The sequence below is a fragment of the Streptomyces sp. CBMA152 genome (assembly GCF_014596475.1).
Lineage (GTDB): Bacteria > Actinomycetota > Actinomycetes > Streptomycetales > Streptomycetaceae > Streptomyces.
In genome coordinates, this window is sequence record NZ_MECJ01000028.1 from 121,927 (window position 1) to 142,000 (window position 20,074).

At 71.6% G+C, this 20,074-nt stretch carries 19 protein-coding genes; 6 read left to right on the plus strand and 13 right to left on the minus strand.

Annotated features, from left to right (window positions below):
• Window positions 1–25 precede the first annotated feature (25 nt).
• A complete protein-coding gene (locus tag BG418_RS24070) occupies window positions 26–787 on the minus strand; it encodes a TIGR00730 family Rossman fold protein (RefSeq protein ID WP_188276059.1) in 762 nt (253 codons plus the stop codon).
• A gap of 124 nt (window positions 788–911) precedes the next feature.
• Window positions 912–1,991, minus strand: a complete 1,080-nt coding sequence (gene dapE / locus BG418_RS24075) for a succinyl-diaminopimelate desuccinylase (RefSeq protein WP_188276060.1) — start codon at window positions 1,989–1,991, stop codon at window positions 912–914.
• Between the two features lie 190 nt (window positions 1,992–2,181).
• On the opposite strand from dapE, the gene BG418_RS24080 reads away from it, so the two are divergent.
• Entirely contained in the window at window positions 2,182–3,132 is a 951-nt protein-coding gene (locus BG418_RS24080; protein WP_317453742.1) for a hypothetical protein, read from the plus strand.
• 349 nt (window positions 3,133–3,481) lie between these two features.
• Window positions 3,482–3,931: an ATP-binding protein gene (locus BG418_RS24085; protein WP_188276061.1), complete on the plus strand. Its 450-nt coding sequence runs from the start codon at window positions 3,482–3,484 to the stop codon at window positions 3,929–3,931.
• Between the two features lie 78 nt (window positions 3,932–4,009).
• On the opposite strand, the gene BG418_RS24090 is transcribed toward BG418_RS24085, so the two are convergent.
• Both BG418_RS24090 and fdxA read right to left on the minus strand, forming a co-directional pair.
• Window positions 4,010–5,107, minus strand: coding sequence for a bifunctional succinyldiaminopimelate transaminase/glutamate-prephenate aminotransferase (locus BG418_RS24090; protein ID WP_188276062.1), 1,098 nt, complete (start codon window positions 5,105–5,107; stop codon window positions 4,010–4,012).
• A 109-nt stretch (window positions 5,108–5,216) separates the two neighbouring features.
• Window positions 5,217–5,552, minus strand: a complete 336-nt coding sequence (gene fdxA, locus BG418_RS24095) for a ferredoxin (protein ID WP_188276063.1) — start codon at window positions 5,550–5,552, stop codon at window positions 5,217–5,219.
• Window positions 5,553–5,693: 141 nt separating this feature from the next.
• Between fdxA and BG418_RS24100 the strand changes: the two genes are divergently transcribed.
• Together BG418_RS24100 and BG418_RS24105 are read left to right on the plus strand one after the other, a co-directional pair.
• Complete coding sequence (locus tag BG418_RS24100; RefSeq protein WP_188276064.1) at window positions 5,694–6,710, plus strand: GNAT family N-acetyltransferase; 1,017 nt, start codon at window positions 5,694–5,696, stop codon at window positions 6,708–6,710.
• A gap of 115 nt (window positions 6,711–6,825) precedes the next feature.
• Window positions 6,826–7,665, plus strand: a complete 840-nt coding sequence (locus BG418_RS24105; protein ID WP_188276065.1) for a transglutaminase-like domain-containing protein — start codon at window positions 6,826–6,828, stop codon at window positions 7,663–7,665.
• A gap of 22 nt (window positions 7,666–7,687) precedes the next feature.
• Here the strand turns inward: BG418_RS24105 and BG418_RS24110 are convergent, their stop codons facing one another.
• The 8 genes from BG418_RS24110 to BG418_RS24145 form a co-directional block, all read right to left on the minus strand.
• On the minus strand, window positions 7,688–8,293 hold the full coding sequence (locus BG418_RS24110; protein ID WP_188276066.1) for a response regulator transcription factor: 606 nt from the start codon (window positions 8,291–8,293) through the stop codon (window positions 7,688–7,690).
• Window positions 8,294–8,302: 9 nt separating this feature from the next.
• Entirely contained in the window at window positions 8,303–9,481 is a 1,179-nt protein-coding gene (locus BG418_RS24115) for a sensor histidine kinase (RefSeq protein WP_188276553.1), read from the minus strand.
• Window positions 9,482–9,507: 26 nt separating this feature from the next.
• Window positions 9,508–10,248: an ABC transporter permease gene (locus BG418_RS24120; protein ID WP_188276067.1), complete on the minus strand. Its 741-nt coding sequence runs from the start codon at window positions 10,246–10,248 to the stop codon at window positions 9,508–9,510.
• The gene (locus tag BG418_RS24125; RefSeq protein ID WP_188276068.1) at window positions 10,245–11,171 is read right to left on the minus strand and encodes an ABC transporter ATP-binding protein; all 927 of its coding nucleotides are present in this window, start codon (window positions 11,169–11,171) and stop codon (window positions 10,245–10,247) included. The genes BG418_RS24120 and BG418_RS24125 overlap by 4 nt, the downstream gene beginning before the upstream one ends.
• A 138-nt stretch (window positions 11,172–11,309) precedes the next feature.
• On the minus strand, window positions 11,310–13,430 hold the full coding sequence (locus BG418_RS24130; RefSeq protein WP_188276069.1) for a hypothetical protein: 2,121 nt from the start codon (window positions 13,428–13,430) through the stop codon (window positions 11,310–11,312).
• A 165-nt stretch (window positions 13,431–13,595) separates the two neighbouring features.
• Window positions 13,596–14,018, minus strand: a complete 423-nt coding sequence (locus tag BG418_RS24135; protein ID WP_317453743.1) for a DUF6113 family protein — start codon at window positions 14,016–14,018, stop codon at window positions 13,596–13,598.
• Window positions 14,015–14,905 carry an N-acetyl-1-D-myo-inositol-2-amino-2-deoxy-alpha-D-glucopyranoside deacetylase gene (mshB, locus tag BG418_RS24140; protein ID WP_188276070.1) on the minus strand — a complete coding sequence of 297 codons (891 nt, stop codon included), beginning with the start codon at window positions 14,903–14,905 and terminating at the stop codon, window positions 14,015–14,017. Before mshB ends, BG418_RS24135 begins: the two co-directional genes overlap by 4 nt.
• 76 nt (window positions 14,906–14,981) lie before the next feature.
• Entirely contained in the window at window positions 14,982–15,176 is a 195-nt protein-coding gene (locus BG418_RS24145; RefSeq protein ID WP_188276071.1) for a hypothetical protein, read from the minus strand.
• Between the two features lie 200 nt (window positions 15,177–15,376).
• On the opposite strand from BG418_RS24145, the gene BG418_RS24150 reads away from it, so the two are divergent.
• Window positions 15,377–17,506: an alpha/beta fold hydrolase gene (locus BG418_RS24150; protein WP_188276072.1), complete on the plus strand. Its 2,130-nt coding sequence runs from the start codon at window positions 15,377–15,379 to the stop codon at window positions 17,504–17,506.
• 88 nt (window positions 17,507–17,594) lie between these two features.
• Here BG418_RS24150 and BG418_RS24155 read toward each other — a convergent pair whose 3' ends face one another.
• Window positions 17,595–18,590, minus strand: coding sequence for a hypothetical protein (locus BG418_RS24155; RefSeq protein WP_188276073.1), 996 nt, complete (start codon window positions 18,588–18,590; stop codon window positions 17,595–17,597).
• A 456-nt stretch (window positions 18,591–19,046) separates the two neighbouring features.
• On the opposite strand from BG418_RS24155, the gene BG418_RS24160 reads away from it, so the two are divergent.
• Window positions 19,047–20,069, plus strand: coding sequence for an ABC transporter permease (locus BG418_RS24160; RefSeq protein WP_188276074.1), 1,023 nt, complete (start codon window positions 19,047–19,049; stop codon window positions 20,067–20,069).
• Window positions 20,070–20,074 lie beyond the last annotated feature (5 nt).

Here is a 20,074-nt window from a genome sequence, read left to right on the forward strand (position 1 = left end):
TAGGGAAGGGGCGGGGTGGGGCCCCCTACCGGCCGACCTCCTTCGTCACCAGCGCCACCGCCTCCTCCACGCTGTCCGTGACGTGGAAGAGGAGCAGGTCGCGTTCGGAGGCCTTGCCGCCGCCGACCACCGTGTCGCGGAGCCAGTCGATCAGGCCCGACCAGTACGCCGAGCCGAACAGGACGATCGGGAAGCGGGTCACCTTGCCGGTCTGGACGAGGGTGAGCGCCTCGAAGAGCTCGTCCAGGGTGCCGAGCCCGCCGGGCAGCACGACGAAGCCCTGCGCGTACTTCACGAACATCGTCTTGCGGACGAAGAAGTAGCGGAAGTTGACGCCGATGTCGACGTGCGGGTTGAGCCCCTGCTCGAAGGGGAGCTCGATGCCGAGCCCGACCGAGACGCCCCGCGCCTCGCGCGCGCCCCGGTTCGCCGCCTCCATCGCGCCCGGCCCGCCGCCGGTGATCACCGCGAAGCCCGCGTCGACCAGCGCGTGCCCGATCCGCACGCCCGCCTCGTACTCCGGTGAGCCCACCGGCGTACGGGCGGAGCCGAAGACGCTGATGGCGCTGGGCAGTTCGGCGAGCGCGCCGAAGCCTTCCACGAACTCCGACTGGATGCGCATCACCCGCCAGGGGTCGGTGTGCACCCACTCCGAGTCGCCGCCCTCGGTGTCGAGGAGGCGCTGATCGGTGGTGCCTGGCTTGACCTGCTCGCGTCGGCGGAGCACCGGCCCGAGCCGCTGCTCCAGCCGCTGCTCCGCCGGAAACTCTCCCTCGGGGTTGGCCATGCCGTGCTCCCTCCGCTGACGTCGTTGCGTCGTGCAATGGTGCGTAAAAGCGATGGTGCGGTCGTGCTTGGTGCTTATGGTGCTCCCGCCAGCGTAAGACCGCCTACGTGACCAATGGCTGAATTCAGGCGGTCAGCCAGGCGCGCAGGCGCTCCTCGCACTGGGTGATGCGCTCGACCACCACGTGCTCGTCCCGCTTGTGCGCGTACTGCGGGTCGCCCGGGCCGTAGTTGACGGCGGGGACGCCCAGCGCGCTGAAGCGGGCCACGTCGGTCCAGCCGAACTTGGGCTGCGGGGTGCCGCCGACCGCCGCCATGAAGGCCGCCGCGGCCGGGTGCGAGAGCCCCGGCAGGGCCGCGCCCGAGTGGTCGTCGACGATGAACTCGGCGACGCCGCAGTCCGCGAAGACCTCGCGTACGTGGGCGATCGCCTCCTCGGCGCTGAGGTCGGGGGCGTAGCGGTAGTTGACGGTGACCGTGCAGGCGTCGGGGATGACGTTGTTGGCGACGCCGCCCTCGATCCGTACCGCGTTCAGGCCCTCGCGGTACTCCAGGCCGTCGATCACCGGGCGGCGCGGCTCGTACGCGGCGAGCTTGGCCAGGATCGGGGCGGCCGAGTGGATCGCGTTGGACCCCATCCAGCTGCGCGCGGAGTGGGACCGCTCCCCCTCCGTACGCAGCAGGACCCGCAGGGTGCCCTGGCAGCCGCCCTCGACCTCGGCCCGGGAGGACTCCAGGAGGATCGCGAAGTCGCCCTCGATCCAGTCAGGGTGTGCGTCGGCCACATGCCCGAGACCGTTGAGGTGTGCGGCGACCTCTTCGTTGTCGTAGAAGACGAAGGTCAGGTCGCGGTTGGGCTCGGGGACGGTCGCCGCGATGCGCAGCTGCACCGCCACACCGGACTTCATGTCCGAGGTGCCGCAGCCCCACAGCACGCCCTTCTCGTCGAGCCGCGACGGCACGTTGTCGGCGATCGGGACGGTGTCGATGTGCCCGGCCAGGACGACCCGTTCGGCCCGGCCCAGGTCGGTGCGCGCCACCACGTTGTTGCCGTACCGGTCGACGGTGAGGTGCGGCAGCGTCCGCAGGGCCGCCTCGATCGCGTCCGCGAGCGGCTTCTCCGTCCCGCTCACCGACGGGAAGTCGACGAGCCACGCGGTGAGCTCGGGGCCGTCAAGGGTCAGGTCAAGGGAGGTGTCAGCCATGGCTCCGACCCTAGCGCGCCCCCACCCGGCCCCGACCGAACTGTCCGAAGTGCGAGCACCACCGACGGGGTGTTCCGGCCGACGTGCGCCCCCACCCCCCGCACCACCCCGGTTCCGGCCACGGCCCCCGGTCCCCGTACGGCCCCACACCGCCCCGGACCCCTCCCGCGGCCTCCAGTACGGTGGTCCCGTGTCCCACCCCGCCACTCACCCCCGACCCGCCCGGCGCGGCCGCCTCTTCCGTATCGCGGCCGCGGCCGTCGTTCTGCTCGCCGTCGCCGGATACCTGGTGGCGCAGTACGTGAGCGGAGGCCCCGGGGCGCCGAGATGCACGGTCGGATCCGGGGACGGGGACACCTACAAGCTCAGCCCCGAGCAGGCCGAGAACGCGGCGACGATCTCCGCGGTCGGCACCTCGCGCGGGATGCCCGAGCGCGCGGTGACGATCGCGCTCGCGACCGCGCTCCAGGAGTCCGGGCTGCGCAACATCACGCGCGGCGACCGTGACTCGCTGGGCCTCTTCCAGCAGCGCCCCTCGCAGGGCTGGGGCACCGTGGACCAGATCATGGACCCGGTCTACGCGGCCGGGAAGTTCTACCAGCGCCTGGCCGAGGTCCCCGGCTACTCGCGGATGCCGCTGACCGTCGCCGCGCAGAAGGTGCAGCGCAGCGGCTTCCCACAGGCGTACGCGAAGCACGAGCCGGATGCCACGCTGCTCACCGCGGCCCTCACCGGCCGCTCGCCCGCCTCGCTGACCTGCACTGTCGCCAAGGACGCCCACCCGGGCGACCCGGCGAGGGTGCGCGCCGAGCTGACCCGCGCGTTCGGCGCGGGCGTGGCCCCCGACAAGGGCGACGGCCGCGAGGTCACCATCCCGGTGCACTCGCCCGCCCGGGCCGGTGCCAACGCCGACGGCGGCGCCGAGCAGCGCGGCTGGGCGCTCGCGCACTGGGCGGTCGCCCACGCGGCGACCCTGCGCGTCGAGCAGGTGGCGTACGCCGGGCACACCTGGAACGTGTCCGGCTCGCACAAGGGCTGGCGCACCGACTCGGGCACGGCCTCGGACACCAGCACCGGCTCCGCCGGTGACGCCGCCCAGTCCGGCGCCTTCGGCCAGGTCCGGATCACGCTCGCCGGATAGCGCGCACCGAACAGCGCTCGCGATACCCGTGAATGCGCCTTTCACCCATTCGGCCGCCCATTCGGTCGGCCACTCGTAAGGGGCCACCGAACCCTTCGCCGTACACCGTTTCGTACACCCACCCCCGCACCGGCTCGAAGAATCGTCAATTCCCTTGAGAACAAGGGGATCTGACGTCACATCAGACGACTACCCACCGGTTCGTTTGCCCGTTTTTATCCGAACCCGATAATGCGACGCATTGCGAACTCTTTACATGGGATCACCGCAACCTCCGCCGCCCTTGGACCGGTTGTCACTGCGTCCGAACGCCGGACAGATCAGAACAGTCCCTGTCTGAAGGAGCATCATGTCCCTCCCCCTGACCCGTCGGATCGCCCGTGTCGCGCTGCTCATCGCGGCGGGCGCAGCGCCCGTGGTCGGTGCGGCCGGCTCCGCAAGCGCCGCCGGTCTCCCGGAGACCCCGAACCTGAGCGGCCTGAGCGCGCTCGACGGCGCCAACCTCGGCAACACGGTCGACGGCGCCGCACAGAAGGCCACCAACCTGGCGGGCGACGCCGGCAGCTCGGCGGTCAAGAAGGCGGTCCCGGCCGCGGGCAAGACCGTCGGCAAGGCGGGCAAGACGGCGACCCCGGCCGCGCAGAAGGCGGCGGGCGACGCGGCGGGCAACGCGGGCGACCTCCTCGGCCAGACCGCCAAGTCGGCCTCCCTGGACGGCCTCCCGGTCGGCGGCCAGCTGCCGACGGGCGGCCTGCCGTCCACCGACTCCCTGCCGCTCAAGGGCCTGCCCGTCGGCTGAGCACCTGCCGCACACGCCGAAGGGGCCCCGGGATCCTGTCCCCGGGGCCCCTTCTCGTGCGTACGAGAGCGACCGCGCCTAGGCGCCCAGGCGCTTCACGGCCGCCTCGACGCGCTCGTCCGTCGCCGTGAAGGCCACCCGCACGAACCGCTCGCCCGCCTCGCCGTAGAAGTCGCCGGGGGCGACCAGGATGCCGAGCTCGGCGAGGTGCGCCACGGTCTCCCAGCAGCCCTCGTCGCGGGTCGCCCAGAGGTAGAGGCTGGCCTCGCTGTGCTCGATGCGGAAGCCGTGCTTGACCAGGGCGTCACGCAGGGCGGTGCGGCGGGCGGCGTAGCGCGCCCGTTGCTCCTGGACGTGGGCGTCGTCGCCGAGCGCCGCCACCGTGGCCGCCTGCACGGGCGCGGCGGTCATCATGCCGCCGTGCTTGCGGATCTGGAGCAGCTCGCCGAGCACGGCCTCGTCGCCCGCGATGAACGCGGCGCGGTAGCCCGCGAGGTTGGACCGCTTGGAGAGCGAGTGGACGGCGACGATGCCCTCGTACGTACCGCCGCAGACGTCCGGGTGCAGCACCGAGACGGGCTCGGCCTCCCAGCCCAGCTCCAGGTAGCACTCGTCCGAGAAGACCAGCACGCCGTGCTCGCGCGCCCAGGCGACGATCCGGACCAGCTCGTCCTTGGCGAGGACCCGGCCGGTCGGGTTGGACGGCGAGTTCAGCCAGAGCAGCTTGAGACCGGCCGGGTCGAGCTCGGTCGGGTCGTCGTAGACGACGGCCTCCGCGCCGCAGAGCCGCGCGCCGACCTCGTACGTCGGGTAGGCGAGGCGCGGGTAGGCGACCTTGTCGCCCGCGCCTAGGCCGAGCTGGGTCGGCAGCCAGGCCACCAGCTCCTTGGAGCCGACGACCGGCAGGACGTTGCGGTGGCCGACGCCGACCGCGCCGAGCCGCCGCTCCACCCATCCTGTGAGCGCGTCCCGCAGCTCGGTGGTGCCCCACACCGTCGGATAGCCCGGCGAGTCCGCGGCCGCGACCAGCGCTTTCTGGATCAGCGCCGGGACCGGGTCGACCGGGGTGCCCACGGAGAGGTCCACGATCCCGTCCGGGTGCTGCGCGGCCGTCGCCTTGTACGGCTCCAGCTTGTCCCAGGGGAAGACGGGCAGACGTGCGGAGACTGCGCCCACGAAGGTGCTCACTTTCTCGTACCGGTTTCCGTACGTGAGGAAACGCCTCGGTCCCGTAGGCGGTGGGCGCCGTACGGGACCGGGGGGACACACGGTGTCGGTGTCGGTGTCAGTGCTCGCTGTCGGCGTTGATGTCGGCGGGCAGCGCAGCGATGAAGGGGTGATCGCGCTCGATCAGGCCGAGCTTGGAGGCACCACCGGGCGAACCGAGCTCGTCGAAGAACTCGACGTTCGCCTTGTAGTAGTCCTTCCACTCCTCCGGGGTGTCGTCCTCGTAGAAGATGGCCTCGACCGGGCAGACCGGCTCACAGGCGCCACAGTCGACACATTCGTCCGGGTGGATGTAGAGGGACCGCTGGCCCTCATAGATGCAGTCGACCGGGCACTCTTCGATGCATGCCTTGTCCTTAAGGTCGACACAAGGCTCCGCAATGACGTAGGTCACGCTGTCGTTCCTCCTCGATAGGGCGCGGCGGGCCGGTCTGCGGCTCCGTCCACGTGGCGCGCGGGAGCGCGGCGTCGTCGATGCCCACACCTAGTATCTCCGTTCCGGGGCGCGATCCGAACAGGAGGGGCGAAGAGAGCTGTGGAGTTCACCACCGGCGGACGGTTGATCGTCCGCATCACGCCTGAAGATCAGGGCAAACGGGTATCAGTCAGGCACCTCGCGACGACCGGGGAGCGGGGCGAGAAGTTCACCGACACGATCGGCGTTCTCACATCGTGGGAGGCCGGGGTGCTGTCGATCACACGCAGGACCGGCGAGACGGTCCGCATCCCGGAGCGCGAGATGGTCGCGGGCAAGGTCGTCCCGGCCGAGCCCGCCCGGCGGCGCGGCCCGGCCGCCACCTTCCGGGAGTTGTCGCTGGTCAGCGCGCGCTCCTGGCAGCCGGTGGAGAGCGCGCCGCTGGGCGACTGGACGCTGCGGGCGGTCGGCGGATTCACCCGCCGGGCCAATTCGGTCCTCCCGCTCGGCGACCCGGGCAGACCGCTCGCGGACGCTCTTTCGTACGTACGTCAGTGGTACGCGGCGCGTGGACTTCCCACGTATGTGCAAACGGCGACCGGCGCCGAGGGCACCCAGGAACAGCTCTGTGTCGATCTTGAACAGGATGGGTGGATCCGCGAAGTAAGCGCCCAACTGCGGATCGCCGCACTTGCCCCGATCGGGGACGTCGACGCGGACGTCTCACGGGTCGAGCTGTCGCGCACCGTCGGCCCCGCCTGGCTCAGCCGCTACCAGCGCACGGGCACTCCGGGCCCGCACGTCCTGAAGGTCCTGGAGAGCGGCCCGTCGACGTGGTTCGCGACGGTGGCCGGGGAGGGCTCCTCGGCAGAGGGCGCCGCGCCCGCCGCCATCGGGCGGTGTGTGATCGACGGCCGCTGGGCCGGGTTCATGGCGGTCGAGGTGGACCCGGATCAGCGCCGCCAGGGCCTCGCGACCGCCGTGATGGCCGCGTTGGCCCGGCAGGCCCTGGACGAGGGCGCGTCGGCGGCGTGGCTCCAGGTCGAGGCGGACAATGAAGGGGCGGCGGCGCTGTACGACGCGCTCGGCTTCGCGACGCATCACATGTATCACCACTTCAGGCATCCCTCGGGTTGACGAACCCCGGTCGGAACCGGAACCTCCGGTCCCATCGGCACTCCCGGAACCGACCGACCGAAACCGGAACCCCGGCACCACACTTCCGAACTCACTGAACGGGTACGAGGCGGTTATGGACCCCGAAAGCCCCGGCGCGGACGACTGGCGAGGGCAGTTCACCGAGGAGGCCCGCTGCGAGCGGCCGGACCTCGCGATGCTGTGCCTGCTGATCGGCGCGGTGGCCGACCCGGAGCTCGGCCAACCCGGCCTGGACGCGGCCCAGGTGGAGCTCGACCGGCTGGCGGGCCTGCTCCCGTACGGGGTCGACAGCGCGGGCGCCTGGGCCGAGGCGCTGGCGGAACTGCTCGGCGGCGCCTGTGACTTCCGGGGCACCCCGGCGGAGTACCAGCGCCTGGAGTCGTCGCTGCTGCCGGAGGTACTGCGGCGCCGCCGGGGGCTGCCGATCCTGCTCTCGGTGATCTGGATCGAGGTGGCCCGTCGGGCCGGGGCCCCGGTGTACGGGGTGGCGCTGCCCGGCCACTTCGTCGTCGGGTTCGGCGGGCCGGAGGAGCGGATCCTGGCCGACCCGTTCAACGGGGGCCGCCCGCTGACCGGCGCGGACGCGGAGCTGCTGGTCGCCGGGGCCACCGGCGCCCCGCTCGACCCGTCGATGCTGACCCCGGCCGACCCGCTGGCGATCGTGCTGCGCATCCTCAACAACATCCGCGCCTGGGCGTCGGCCCGCCCGGAGCACAGCGCGGTGGCCCTGTGGGCGCTGGACCTCAGCCTCCTGCTGCCCACGCACCCGGCCCGGCTGCGCTACGACCGGGCCCAACTGCTCGTCCAGCGCGGCGACTTCCTCGGGGGAGCCGCCGAACTCGACCTGTACGCGGACGTCCTGGAGCCGGTGGAACCCCGTACCGCCGATACGGTCCGCGGGCGCGCCCGGGCGGCGCGGGCGATGCTGAACTGAGGCTCCGTACGAGGGGACCGGCCTACAGCCAGCCCTTCTCCCGCGCGATCCCCACCGCCTCCGCCCGGTTGCGGGCCGCGAGCTTCTGGATGGCCATCGAGAGGTAGTTGCGGACCGTGCCCTGGGAGAGCGAGAGGGTGCGGGCGAGCTCGGCGTTGGTGGCGCCGTTCGCCGCCGCGCGCAGGACATCGCGCTCGCGGTCGGTCAGCGGGTTCGCGCCCTCCGCGAGCGCGGCGGCCGCCAGGGTCGGGTCGATGACCCGCTCCCCCGCGAGCACCTTGCGTACGGCTGCCGCGAGTTGAGCGGCCGGGGCGTCCTTGACCAGGAAGGCGTCGGCGCCCGACTCCATCGCGCTGCGCAGATACCCGGGGCGCCCGAAGGTCGTCAGGATCACGATCTTCATGGCCGGGAACTCGCGGTGCAGGGCGGCCGCCGCCTCGATGCCCGTACAGCCCGGCATCTCGATGTCCAGGAGCGCCACATCGATCTCTCGGGCCCGGGCGGCGGGGAGCACCTCGTCGCCGCGCGCGGCCTGGGCCACGACCTCGAAGTCCGGCTCCAGGCCGAGCAGTGCTGCGAGGGCCTCGCGGACCATGGACTGGTCTTCGGCCAGCAGGAGTCGGATCATGAGCCGATTTTAGTGGGACTCCGGGGACGCTCCGAGCCCGGCCGCCGGGGCCTCGTCCAGCGGGATCCTCGCGATCAGCGTGAACCCCTTGGAGGACGCGGACTCCACTGTTCCGCCCGTCTTGGCCAGGCGTTCCGCCAGGCCCGTCAGGCCGTTGCCGGGAACGGGGGCGCCCGGGCCGCCTCGGCCGTCGTCGCTGATGCGCAGCTCGACGAAGCGGCCGTCCAGCGTCTGGCGTACGTCGAGGGTGATCGCGCACTTCTTGGCGCCGCTGTGGCGCACCACGTTGGTCGCCGCCTCCCGGACCACCCAGGCGAGCGCCTCCTCCGCGCCCTCCGGTGCCTCGTCGGGCAGCTCGGCGGTGGCGGGCAGATCGGCCGTCACCCCGGCCGCCGTCAACGCGGTCCGGGCGCCCGCCAGTTCACCGGCGAGTGTCGCCCTGCGATAGCCGGACACCGCTTCCCGTACGTCCACCAGGGCCTGGCGGCTGACCTGTTCGATGTCGGCGACCTGCTGGGCCGCCTGGTCGGGATGGTCGGGGAGCATCCGGCCCGCCAGCTCGCTCTTCAGCGTGATCAGTGAGAGCGAGTGGCCGAGCAGGTCGTGCAGATCGCGGGCCAGGCGCAGCCGCTCCTCGTTGGCGGCCAGCTGCGCGACCGTGGCCCGCGCCTGGCGCAGCTCCACGGTCGTACGCACCAGTTGGCGCACGCCGCTCATGGCGAAGCCGCCGAGCAGGGCCGGGATCGTCAGGCCCGGGACGAAGTCGCCCCAGGCGCCCTTGGTGGTGAGGCCGAGCAGGGCCATGACGCCCGTCACGGCCGGGATCGCGAACTTCGCGATCGACATCGGCAGCGCCGCCCCGCAGCCCACCGACACGTACACGAAGAGCACCAGCCAGGGCGCGTCCAGGGTCAGCGAGGTGAGGATCGCGAGGGCGGCCATGAAGGCCAGGATCGAGGCGACCGTGGAGCGGGCGTAGGGGCGGGCGGTGTGGCGGAAGACCAGGGCCAGGTAGGCGGCGACGAACGCCACCAGGGCGAGCCAGCCGAGCACGGTCGCCCACACCGTGTGATGGCCCTTGAGCAGGTCGGAGACGGGCGCCCCGAGGAACGCCAGCCAGATGCCGATCCACAGCAGCTTGCGCCCCGCCTCCTGGCGGTTCTCCGGCGGGCGGCCGATGGCGGCCATGGGCTTGCGGTCCTCCGTCACGCTGCTCACGCCTTCAGGGTGTCCTTCCGGTACAGCCAGGCCGCGCCGCCCGCGAAGAGCAGGAAGTAGACGGCGAGGACGGCCACGTCCAAGGCGCGCGGGGCGTTGCCCGCCTCGATGGCCTGCCCGAGCGCAGCGTACGCGTGGGTGGGCAGCCACTTGGCGAGCGACTGGAGCCAGGGCGCGAAGGTCGTGGTGGGCATCCACAGGCCGCCCAGGATGGAGAGGCCGAAGTAGATGATCATCGTGATCGGGCGGACCGCGTCACCGCTGGCGAGGTAGCCGATGGCCACGCCGAGCGCGGCGAAGCAGAGCGAGCCCGCCCAGATGGAGCCGGTCAGGGCCAGCCACTGCCAGGTGTCGAACCGTACGTCCTTGACCGTGGCCGCGACCAGGAAGACCACCACGATGCAGGGCAGGGTGACCACGGCGGCGCTCGCGATCTTCGCCAGCACATAGCCGCGGCCGGGCAGCGCGGTCAGCCGCAGCTGGCGCACCCAGCCCTTCTCGCGCTCCTTGGCGATCTTCTCGCTGTTGCCCATCAGGACGGCGGTGATCGCGCCGAACGAGGCCATCGAGACCATGAAGAAGGCCGGGAAGGTCAGATCGGTGCCGCCGATCCTGTCCGTGGTGTTCTGCGAGCCGGAGATCAGCAGATACAGCGCGGAGGGGTAGATCACCGAGAAGAACATGAACTTCTTGTTCCGCAGAGTGCGGGCGATTTCGAGCTTGATCAGGGTGTTCATGCGGTCCTGGCCTCCTCGGCCTCGGTGATGGCGACGAAGGCCTGCTCCAGGCCGAGGCCTGCGACTTCGAGGTTGCGCGGGTACAGGCCGAGCCCGTACACCGCGTGGACGGTGGCGTCGGCGTCCGTGGACTGGAGGCGGACCGTGCGGCCCGAGATGTCCAGGCTCGCCAGGAACGGCAGCCCGCGCAGGGCCGACTCGTCGATCGCGCCCTCCAGGTCGAAGGCGATCCGGCGGGCACCGGCCTTCGCCTTGATCTCGGAGGCGGTGCCGTCGGCGAGCAGCCGGCCCTTGTGGAGCACCAGGACGCGGTCGGCGATCGCGTCCGCCTCCTCCAGGTAGTGGGTGGCGAACAGGACCGTACGGCCCTGCTGCGCCTGCTCGCGCATGGTCGCCCAGAACGCCTGGCGGGCGGTGACGTCCATGCCCGTGGTCGGCTCGTCCAGGACGATCAGGTCGTTGGCACCGGCGGTCGCGAGCGCGAAGCGCACACGCTGCTCCTGGCCGCCGGAGAGCTTGTTGACCATCCGGTCGGCGATCTGCGCGATGCCCGCGCGGTCCAGGACCTCCTGGACCGGGTACGGACGGGGGTGCAGATCGCAGGCGAGCTTGACCAGCTCGCGGACCTTGACCTCCTCCATCAGGCCGCCGCTCTGGAGCATCGCGCCGACCCGGCCGTCCTGGATGGCCTGCTCGGGGCTGGTGCCGAAGAGCCGGACCGCACCGGCGTCGGCGCGGCGCAGCCCGAGGAGCAGGTCGAGCGTGGAGGACTTGCCCGCGCCGTTCGGCCCGAGCAGTGCGACCGTCTCGCCGGGGTGGAGGGTGAGCGAGAGGTCCGCGACGGCGCGGACGTCCCCGTAGCTCTTGCTCACGTTCTCGAAACTCACCACGGAGGTGGCGGTGGAGGTCGTCGTTGTGGTCATGACCCAAGGTTCGCCCGCGGACGCCGGCCCGGGGCAGTGCCGCCTGTCGTGACTCCTGGATGACAGATGTCATGCGTACGGCGTGACACGGCCCCCGCACGCGTGGCGCGTACGGGGGCCGGGCACAGGAACCGCGGGTCAGTTGGCGTTCAGGTCGATCGTCACGGTGCGCTGCGCGGTGGTCTTGCCGCGCAGGGCGCTCTGCATCGCCTTGGCCACGTCGTCCGAGGACAGCTGGTGCTTCTGGCCGTCGCCCTTCATCACCATCACGCCGTTGAAGGAGCTGCCCATGAGCTCCTCGATCGCCTTCTTGTCGTAGACCTCGACCAGCTTGCCCTCGATCGGCTTCATGGAAAGGATCTTCGGGAGCGACTTCACCGGGCCGAAGACGATCTGCTTGCCGCCGGCCTTGATGGTGATCTTGTCCGACATGGCGGGCTTGGCGAAGTCGTTCATCGCCCGCTCGATCTCGGCCGCCGAGACGGTCGGCTGGCGGCTGGTGACCGGCAGCTGCACCTCGTTGGGCGTGCCCGTCTCCACCTGCGCCCGGTAGGCGTCCTTGACCGAGTTCATCGAGCGGTTGACGTCGAGCGCCTTGCCCGCCTTGCCGGGTACGGCCACGGCCTTGCCCGGGACGAACTTGATCGTGCCCTCGACGGCGGAGCCGGAGGCGCCCGCGAGGTCGGTCAGGGCGACGCCCAGCTTCTCCTCGTCGACCGGGATGACCGGCTCGGCGACCCGCTTGCCGCCGAAGAGCGAGGAGATGACCGAGACCGGGTTGTAGTCGCTGCCCGCCGCGTTGCGCACGGTCGCCTGGCTGTCCAGGGTCAGACCCGCCTTGTCCGGGGCGAGCGTCTCCTTCTTGCCGTCGACGGTGAGCCGCAGCGGCTGGGCCGCGCGCTTGCCGAGCGTGGCGTCCAGCTTGGCGACGGCCTGCTCCTTGGTGCCGCCGCCGATGTCGACGCCGAGGACCGTGGTGCCCTTGGGGACCTCGGAGTGGTTGAGCAGCAGGCCCGCGCAGTACGCGACACCGGCGAGCACGACGGTCGCGACACCGAGGAGGACCAGCTTGGAGCGGCCCTTCTTCTGCTTCTTGGCGGCGGGCGCGCTCGTACGGGCCGGGGCCTGGGGGGCCTCCTGCGCCTGCGCGGAGCCCGAGCCGTCGGGGATGCGCGGCGTGAGGTCGGGACCCATGCCCGGCCCGCCCGCGAACGCGGCCCGGTTGTCGCCCGGGACGACCGGGATACCGCTGGTCAGCGTGTCACCGGAGACATGCTCGACCGGCGGGGGCGGGGTCATCCCACCGCGCCCGGGCACCGGGGCCGGGGCCTGCGGGGTCAGGATCGCGGTGTCGTCGGACATCCGGGGCACCGAAGGCGTCATCGGACCGGGCCGCACACCCGGGGCCGAGGTCCCGCGACCGGGCGTACCGTCGCCGCCGAAGACCGGGGTGCCGTGGCTCGGCGTACCGCCGGGGCCCTCCGTGCCGAAGACCGGCGAGCCGTGGCTCGGGGTGCTCGCGGGGCCCTGCGAAGCGGCGCGGCCCTGGCCGCCGAGCCGCTGCTGGCCCTTGCCGCTGCCGGTCGGCCGGGTGGGCAGCGCGGAGGTGCCGGTCATGGGGCCGGTGGTGGGTCCGGCGGGGCCGCCGTTGGCGGAGAGCCCGGAACTGCCGCTTCCGTTGGGCGAGCCGCCGTTCCCGGCTGCGAAGCCCTGGCCGTTCGTGGAGCCCGCGCCGGGGGCGAAGCCGCTCCCGTTCGTGGAGCCCGCGCCGGGGAAGCCGCTCCCGTTCGTGGAGCCGTCGGCGGGACCGCCCTGCGGGGCGTCCGAGAAGTACGGGAGGTTCGAGCGCGGGGTGCCGGACGGCGGCGTCGGCGCGCCGGGGCCCGACTTGCGGGGCGCGAACCAGTCGCTGGCCGGCTTGTCATCGGCGGGGGGCGCGGCATGCGTGCCGGTCTCCTCCGCGTCCGCGACGCTCTGCGCGCGCTCGCCCTCGGAAGGGGACGAAACGGACGCCTTGTCCGCGTCGCTCACCGGCGTACGCATCACCACCGGCGGAATCGGCCGGGATCCGGGGATGTTGATCCGGATCCGGGTCGTCAGCGTGGTCTCGGTCTTGGGTTCGTCCGGCTCTGCGGCGGCGGCTTCCGGGGCGTCGTGCGCCGGAGAGTGCGGCGTTCCGTACGGCGGGGTACCCGACGGGTACGCAGCTCCGCCGCGCCCGTGGGGGCCGGAGGTCGAACTGTCAGTTTCACGACTCAAGGCAGGTTCTCTCCCGATCGGCTCCGCCACCCGCTCTTGTCTCGTGTGCCTGTGTGCGGGCGGCTCGGCGGCGCGCACCACCATACTGGCCGCCGCGCGCACGCACGGGTCGGCCCGGGGAAGCGGCACACCACACCCACTACTGCGCCACGCCGCCCGCGCACGTCACTTGCCAAGTCGGGCCGAATCACCGGCCGGTTGTACGAGGTTGCCGATCGTGGCACAGATCACAGCCGAGGCCATCCCGCCGAGCAGGAAGATGTACGAGCCGAGGCCCGCGCCGAACACGAAGTCGCCCTCGGGCCGGGTGGCCGTCAGGAACAGCACCGCGACCAGCCATCCGGCACCGGGAGCGGCGACGCCGACCCGGCTGTTCGTCAGGGACGAACCCACCCAGAACAGTCCGGCCGCACCGGCCAGCGAGAGCAGCAACCCGCCGGGGAACCAGGCGGCTTGGACCAGCGCGCCCGCGACCCCGGTCAGCGCGCCGAGCACGAACAGCCCGGCGAAGGCGGCGATCCGCCCGGGGCGGGCGCCCGCCGTACGGGGGTTGACGTCGACGGGGGACGTACGGGGCTTCGTGCTCACGACAGCTCCAGCCCGGCGAACAGGTCGTGCTCGCGCTCGCCCTCGGGCGCCCCGGACTCGCCGCGCACCAACTCGTAGTACTCCTTGGCGAACAGCGGCTGGCCCAGGTCGTTGGAGAGGGCGAAGAAGGGGCCGTCCACGGCGATCTGGGTGAGGTGCGCGCGCATCGCGGCGGCCTTGGCCTGCGCGTACGGCGTGCCGTCGATCTCCGCCGTGATCTGCTCGTCCTCGACGACGCCGGGGATGTCGGACACTTCGGCGATCCCCGGGAAGGAGACGCCCGAGTCGCGCAGCCGCGCGAAGCCCTCCTCGGCGGCGGACCTCGGCACCCGGTTCCAGTAGATCTTGCCGATGGTGTGCGGTTCGCCCAGGTCCGGGCGGTACGCGGCGTCACCGGCCAGCTCGGCCGCGCGCATCGCGACGCGGTGGGCCTGGATGTGGTCGGGGTGACCGTACCCGCCGTTGGTGTCGTACGTCACGAGCACCTGCGGCCGGACCTCGCGGATCACCTCGACCAGGTGCGGGGCGGCGTCGTCCACGTCGGTGTTCCAGAACGCGCCCGCGCGGCCGTTCTGCTCCGCGCCCATCATCCCGGAGTCGCGGAAGCGGCCGGGGCCGCCGAGGAAGCGGTGGTCGGTGACCCCCAGCTCCTTCATCGCGGCCGCGAGTTCGCCGATCCGGTGGGCGCCGAGGCGGTCGTCGCGGTCGGCGGCGAGATGTGCGAGGTCCGCCGGGATGACCTCGCCCTCCTCGCCGAGGGTGCAGGTCACCAGCGTGACCAGGGCGCCGTCGGCGGCGTAGGCGGCCATGGTGGCGCCGTTGTTGATCGACTCGTCGTCGGGGTGCGCGTGCACCAGGAGCAGACGCCGGGCGGGGAGATCCGTCATACCCGACAGCCTACGAGGCATGGCTCGCGGCGGCATGCCTCGGATCCCCCGGCCGCGCCGGGCCGCGTCACCGGCGTCAGAACTTGATGTCGCTGATCATGCCCGCCACGTTGTTGGTCAGGTTGTTGATGCTGGGTGCCATGGACGAACTGGCGAGGTAGAAACCGAGCAGAGTGCAGACCACCGCGTGTCCGGCCTTCAGTCCGGACTTCCTGACCAGCAGGAAGACGATGATCGCCAACAGCACCACCGCCGAAATAGAGAGTGCCACGGCGGTTCACCTCCATCTGTCGGTCAGGCAGAGCCAGTCGGTCGGGAAGAGCGTGTGCGAGGGGGCATGCGGAGTCATACCCATGCCCCACTATGGATCATAACTATCCGACGGAACGCATTGATCGGTGCACGGGCGCACAAGGGGCGCACACCGGCCACGGCCAGGCACGTCGGGGCGAGGGCCGCTAGGTTCGGTTCATGACCTCAAATGCCCCCGGGGAACCCTCGTTTCCCCGTCAGTACGCCAGGACCCAGCGCTACACGCTCGGTGCGCCCCGCGCCTTCACGGTGGCGCCGGACGGCAGCCGGGTGGCCTTTCTGAGGTCTCCGGACGGTACGGATCCGGCCAACAGCCTCTGGGTGCTCGACCTGGCGCCCGGCGGCGGTGAACGGCTCGCGGCCGACCCGCGCGCGCTGCTCGGCGGGCACGCGGAGGACCTCTCCCCGCAGGAGCGGGCGCGGCGCGAGCGCAGCCGCGAGGGCGCGGCGGGCATCGTCGGCTACGCGACCGACGCGGCCGTGGAGTTGGCCGCGTTCGCGCTGTCGGGCCGCCTGTTCACGGCCGAGCTGCGGGCCGGCACCACCCGTGAACTGCCCGCCCCCGGCCCGGTCATCGACCCCCGCCCGTCCCCCGACGGCCGCCTTCTCGCCTATGTCGTACAGGGTGTGCTGCGGGTCGCCGGGGCCGGTGGCGAGGACGACCGGGCGCTCGCCGAGCCGGAGTCGCCCGAGGTGACGTACGGTCTCGCCGAGTTCATCGCGGCCGAGGAGATGGGCCGCTCCCGGGGTTTCTGGTGGTCGCCCGACTCCGACCGGCTCCTTGTGGCGCGGGCCGACGAGAGCCCGGTGAAGCGCTGGTGGATCGCCGACCCGGCCCACCCGGACCGCGAGCCGCAGCGCGTCGCGTACCCGGCGGCGGGCACGCCCAACGCCGAGGTCCGGCTGTTTCTGTACGGTCTGGACGGCTCCAGGACCGAGGTCGTCTGGGACCGGGCGCGCCACCCGTATCTCTCGCGGGTGCACTGGTCGGCGGCGGGCGCCCCGCTGCTCCTGGTGCAGGCCAGGGACCAGCGGACCCAGACGTATCTGGCCGTGGACACGGAGTCCGGGACGACCCGGACCGTCCATGTCGACGAGGACGAGGTCTGGCTCGATCTTTTCCCCGGTGTCCCGGCCTGGGCTCCGGACGGCCGACTGGTGCGGATCGCCGACGAGGGCGGGGCGCGGGTGCTCGCCGTCGGGGACCGCCCGCTCACCGGTGACCAGCTGCATGTCCGGGCCGTGCTCGACATCGGACCGGACGACATCCTGCTCTCCGCGTCGGCCGGGGAGGGGGCCTCTGCTCCCGAGACCGGGGAGATCCATGTGTACCGGGTCAACGAGCTGGGTATTGAGCGGGTTTCGGAGGGTCCGGGCGTCCACTCGGCAGTGCGGGGCGGACCGGCGACCGTCCTCACATCCGCCCGTCCGGACATCCCGGGCACCACGGTACGGGTGGAACGGGACGGCAAGCAGCTCGCGGTGATCGACTCGTACGCCGAGACACCCGTGCTCACGGCCGGAGTGCGACTGACCGAGGGGGGCGCGAGGCGCATCCCGTGCGCCGTACTGCTCCCCGCCGGGTACACGGAATCGGACGGCCCGCTTCCGGTGCTGCTGGACCCCTACGCCGGCCCCCACGGCCCGCGCGTCCTGGCTTCCCAGAACTCCCATCTCACCTCCCAGTGGTTCGCCGACCAGGGCTTCGCGGTGATCGTCGTCGACGGCCGCGGCTCCCCGGGCCGCTCCCCCGGCTGGGAGAAGGCGATCCGCGACGACTTCACGCTCAGCCTCGACGACCAGATCGAGGCGCTGCACGACCTCGCGAAGCGCTTCCCGCTGGACCTCGGCCGGGTCGCTATGCGCGGCTGGTCGTACGGCGGCTACCTCTCGGCGCTCGCGGTCCTGCGCCGCCCCGACGTCTTCCACGCGGCGATCGCGGGCGCTCCGGTGACCGACTGGCGCCTGTACGACACCCACTACACCGAGCGCTACCTCGGCGACCCGCAGACCAGCCCCTCGGCGTACGAGACGAACTCGCTCGTCACCGACGCGGGCCTGTCCCAACCGGCCGAGCAGCACCGCCCGTTGATGCTCATCCACGGCCTGGCGGACGACAACGTGGTGGCGGCCCACACCCTGCGCCTCTCCTCGGCCCTCCTGTCGGCGGGCCGCCCCCACGAGGTCCTGCCGCTGACGGGCGTGACCCACATGACCCCGCAGGAACAGGTGGCGGAGAACCTGCTCCTGCTCCAAGTGGACTTCCTGAGGCGGTCGTTGCCGAGCTGAGTGGCTGTACCTACAGGGGCGCGGGGCTGTGACATTGTGCGGCTCCGCCGCGTGGGCGCGACCAGCCCCCACCGGCCCGCAGACGAACTCACCACCCGGGCGGTGGGAACGACGGTGGCGGCGGCCCAAACCCGCCGCCGCCAGGCGCAGGCGGCCACGCCCCCGCCGTGTCCACCGGCTCCGGCGGCCCCCGCCGCACCAGCACCGGAACCAGCACCACCCCCACCACCACCTCGAAGAAGAACGTCACGACCTGCAACTGACCGGCGGTCGACAACGAGTCGAAGCGGTCGAGCAGCTTGAACCGTACGACCACGGCGATCCCCAGCGCCCCCGACGCGGCGAGCACGGCGGCCGCCATCAGACCGAGCGGCCGGGAGAAGGCGGCCCGGGCCAGTCCGCCCACCGCCGCGGTCAGCGCGACCACGGCCAGCACCACCGTCAGCCACCCCGCCGGCACCCACAGCAGCGGCAGGTTCTCGCCGCTGAACCGCACCTTGTACAGGTCCCCGGGGACCTGTACCGCCGTATAGATCTCCCACGCCACCGCGACCGCCGCGGCGGCGACCAGCAGCACGAACGCGGTGATCCCGGCCCCCGCGCCCGGCCGGGTCGGCGACGGAGGCCCGACTTCCGGAGACGGCCGACGCCCCGCCGCAGCCGTGATCAGCATGGCCAACCCCGCCGCCAGCGCCGCGAACGTGCTGAGCAGCGCCCGGCGATGGAGTTCGTGCAGCGCGGTGGTGTCCAGCCAGTGGTCGTGCAGCACCCACAGCGAGGAGATCCGCAGCGCGGCGGTGACGGCCCCGACAGCCGCCAACACGCCCGTGGCCAGCGGCGATCGGGGGACCACGGCGACCGCCACCACGTACACCACGAGCAGCACGGGGTCGAGGAAACCGGTGGTCAGCGGGGTGCCACCGGTGTGCCTGGGCGCACCCGACCAGAACCACCACAGGTCCGCGGCGGACCGCGCGGTGTGCAGATCGCGGGCGATCCAGGCGGCCGTGAGCAGCGCGAGGAACGCGCACAGCACGGCCCCGGTGAGCCGCGCCCCGCCCGTGAGTGTCTGTGCCTGCCTCATGCCCCTTGCCGTCCCCCCGGTTGGCTTGGTGAGCGCATGCTCCGCCGCATCCTCCACCCACGGTGCTCGGGCCGACAAGAGGGGCGCATGACCTGGGCGGGACGGCAGCGGCCGGCCGGGGTGACGAGACACCCCGGCCGGCCCACGGCACCCGCACGGCCGTACGGTGTTCAGCGTGACGCGTTCGTATATCGGTGTTGCGTCAGTCAAGTTGCCTGCTTGTTAACGAAATTGATGGGCATTTATGGAGTCATGTCGCCCGCTCCGCCGCCTTGTCAAGCACGCAGTCGCCTCGATGTGCGAAATCTTGTGCCAAGTTCTCCCGTGATCGCACACAAGCATGCTCAAACCTCTTGACGCACAAGGCTGAGCGCATGAATGTTCCGGTCAATCAATGACGCCTGCGGGCGCCGTTCGACTCTCTTCGACTCTCTCTCTGTGCGGGGGCTATGTGCGATGACGAGTTCAACCCAGGCCGCCACGGAACCAACTGATCCTCTTCCACAGGGGGCGGATTCCGGCACGGGACTCACGGCGACCGAACTCATCGGGCGTTCTCCCGGCCGGCTCGCCTGGGCGCGATTCAAACGCGACCGGGTGGGTATCGCGTGCGCGGTCACCGTGCTCGCCTTCATTCTCATCGCTTTCGCGGCGCCCTTGATCGCGAAGCTCTACGGCAAAGATCCTTATCAGCTGTACGGACAGGACCGCGGGCTCCTGAACAGCTACGGAATTCCGCTGAAACCCAACGGCGGCGTCGACGGCGACTTCTGGTTCGGCGTCGAACCCAACCTGGGCCGCGACGTGTTCACGCTGTTGATCTACGGGATCCGGACCTCGCTGTTCATCTCGCTGGCCGTCACCCTCGTCTCGGTGGCCACCGGGGTGCTGATCGGCCTGGTCCAGGGCTATATGCACGGCAAGGTGGACTACTTCCTGGGCCGCTTCTCGGACCTGATGCTGTCGTTCCCGCAGCAGCTGTTCTTCATCGCCTTCACCCCGGTGATCGTCGCGCTCTTCGTCTCGCCGCGCGACGAGGAACCGACGTACGTACGGATCGTGGCGCTGATCCTCGTGCAGTTCCTGCTCGGCTGGATGGTGGTGGGCCGCCTCGTGCGGGCCCAGGTCCTTTCGCTGCGGGAACGCGAGTTCATCGAGGCGGCCAGACTCAGCGGCGCCTCGAACTGGCGGATCATCCGCAAAGAAGTGCTGCCCAACATCTGGTCCACGGTCCTGGTACAGGCGACACTCCTGCTTCCGGCCAATGTCACGGCGGAGGCGGGACTTTCCTTCCTGGGCGTCGGTATTCAGCCGCCGACCCCGGACTGGGGACTGCTTTTCCAGTCGGGCGCCTCGTACTTCGAGTCCGACGTCACCTTCATGTTCTTCCCCGGCATCGCGATGCTGATCTTCGTCGTCGCCTTCAACCTGCTCGGGGATTCGGTCCGGGACGCACTCGACCCCAAGACCGTCCGCTGAACCGT

Bases quoted from the DNA above. Each gene is read 5' to 3' on its own strand.
- BG418_RS24105 (WP_188276065.1), top strand. From the start codon at position 6,826: ATGGACCCCGAAAGCCCCGGCGCGGACGACTGGCGAGGGCAGTTCACC.
- BG418_RS24155 (WP_188276073.1), bottom strand. From the start codon at position 18,590: ATGAGGCAGGCACAGACACTCACGGGCGGGGCGCGGCTCACCGGGGCC.
- BG418_RS24115 (WP_188276553.1), bottom strand. From the start codon at position 9,481: ATGGCCGCCATCGGCCGCCCGCCGGAGAACCGCCAGGAGGCGGGGCGC.
- BG418_RS24110 (WP_188276066.1), bottom strand. From the start codon at position 8,293: ATGATCCGACTCCTGCTGGCCGAAGACCAGTCCATGGTCCGCGAGGCC.
- BG418_RS24160 (WP_188276074.1), top strand. From the start codon at position 19,047: ATGACGAGTTCAACCCAGGCCGCCACGGAACCAACTGATCCTCTTCCA.
- BG418_RS24125 (WP_188276068.1), bottom strand. From the start codon at position 11,171: ATGACCACAACGACGACCTCCACCGCCACCTCCGTGGTGAGTTTCGAG.
- dapE (WP_188276060.1), bottom strand. From the start codon at position 1,991: ATGGCTGACACCTCCCTTGACCTGACCCTTGACGGCCCCGAGCTCACC.
- BG418_RS24070 (WP_188276059.1), bottom strand. From the start codon at position 787: ATGGCCAACCCCGAGGGAGAGTTTCCGGCGGAGCAGCGGCTGGAGCAG.
- BG418_RS24150 (WP_188276072.1), top strand. From the start codon at position 15,377: ATGACCTCAAATGCCCCCGGGGAACCCTCGTTTCCCCGTCAGTACGCC.
- BG418_RS24085 (WP_188276061.1), top strand. From the start codon at position 3,482: ATGTCCCTCCCCCTGACCCGTCGGATCGCCCGTGTCGCGCTGCTCATC.
- mshB (WP_188276070.1), bottom strand. From the start codon at position 14,905: ATGACGGATCTCCCCGCCCGGCGTCTGCTCCTGGTGCACGCGCACCCC.
- BG418_RS24120 (WP_188276067.1), bottom strand. From the start codon at position 10,248: ATGAACACCCTGATCAAGCTCGAAATCGCCCGCACTCTGCGGAACAAG.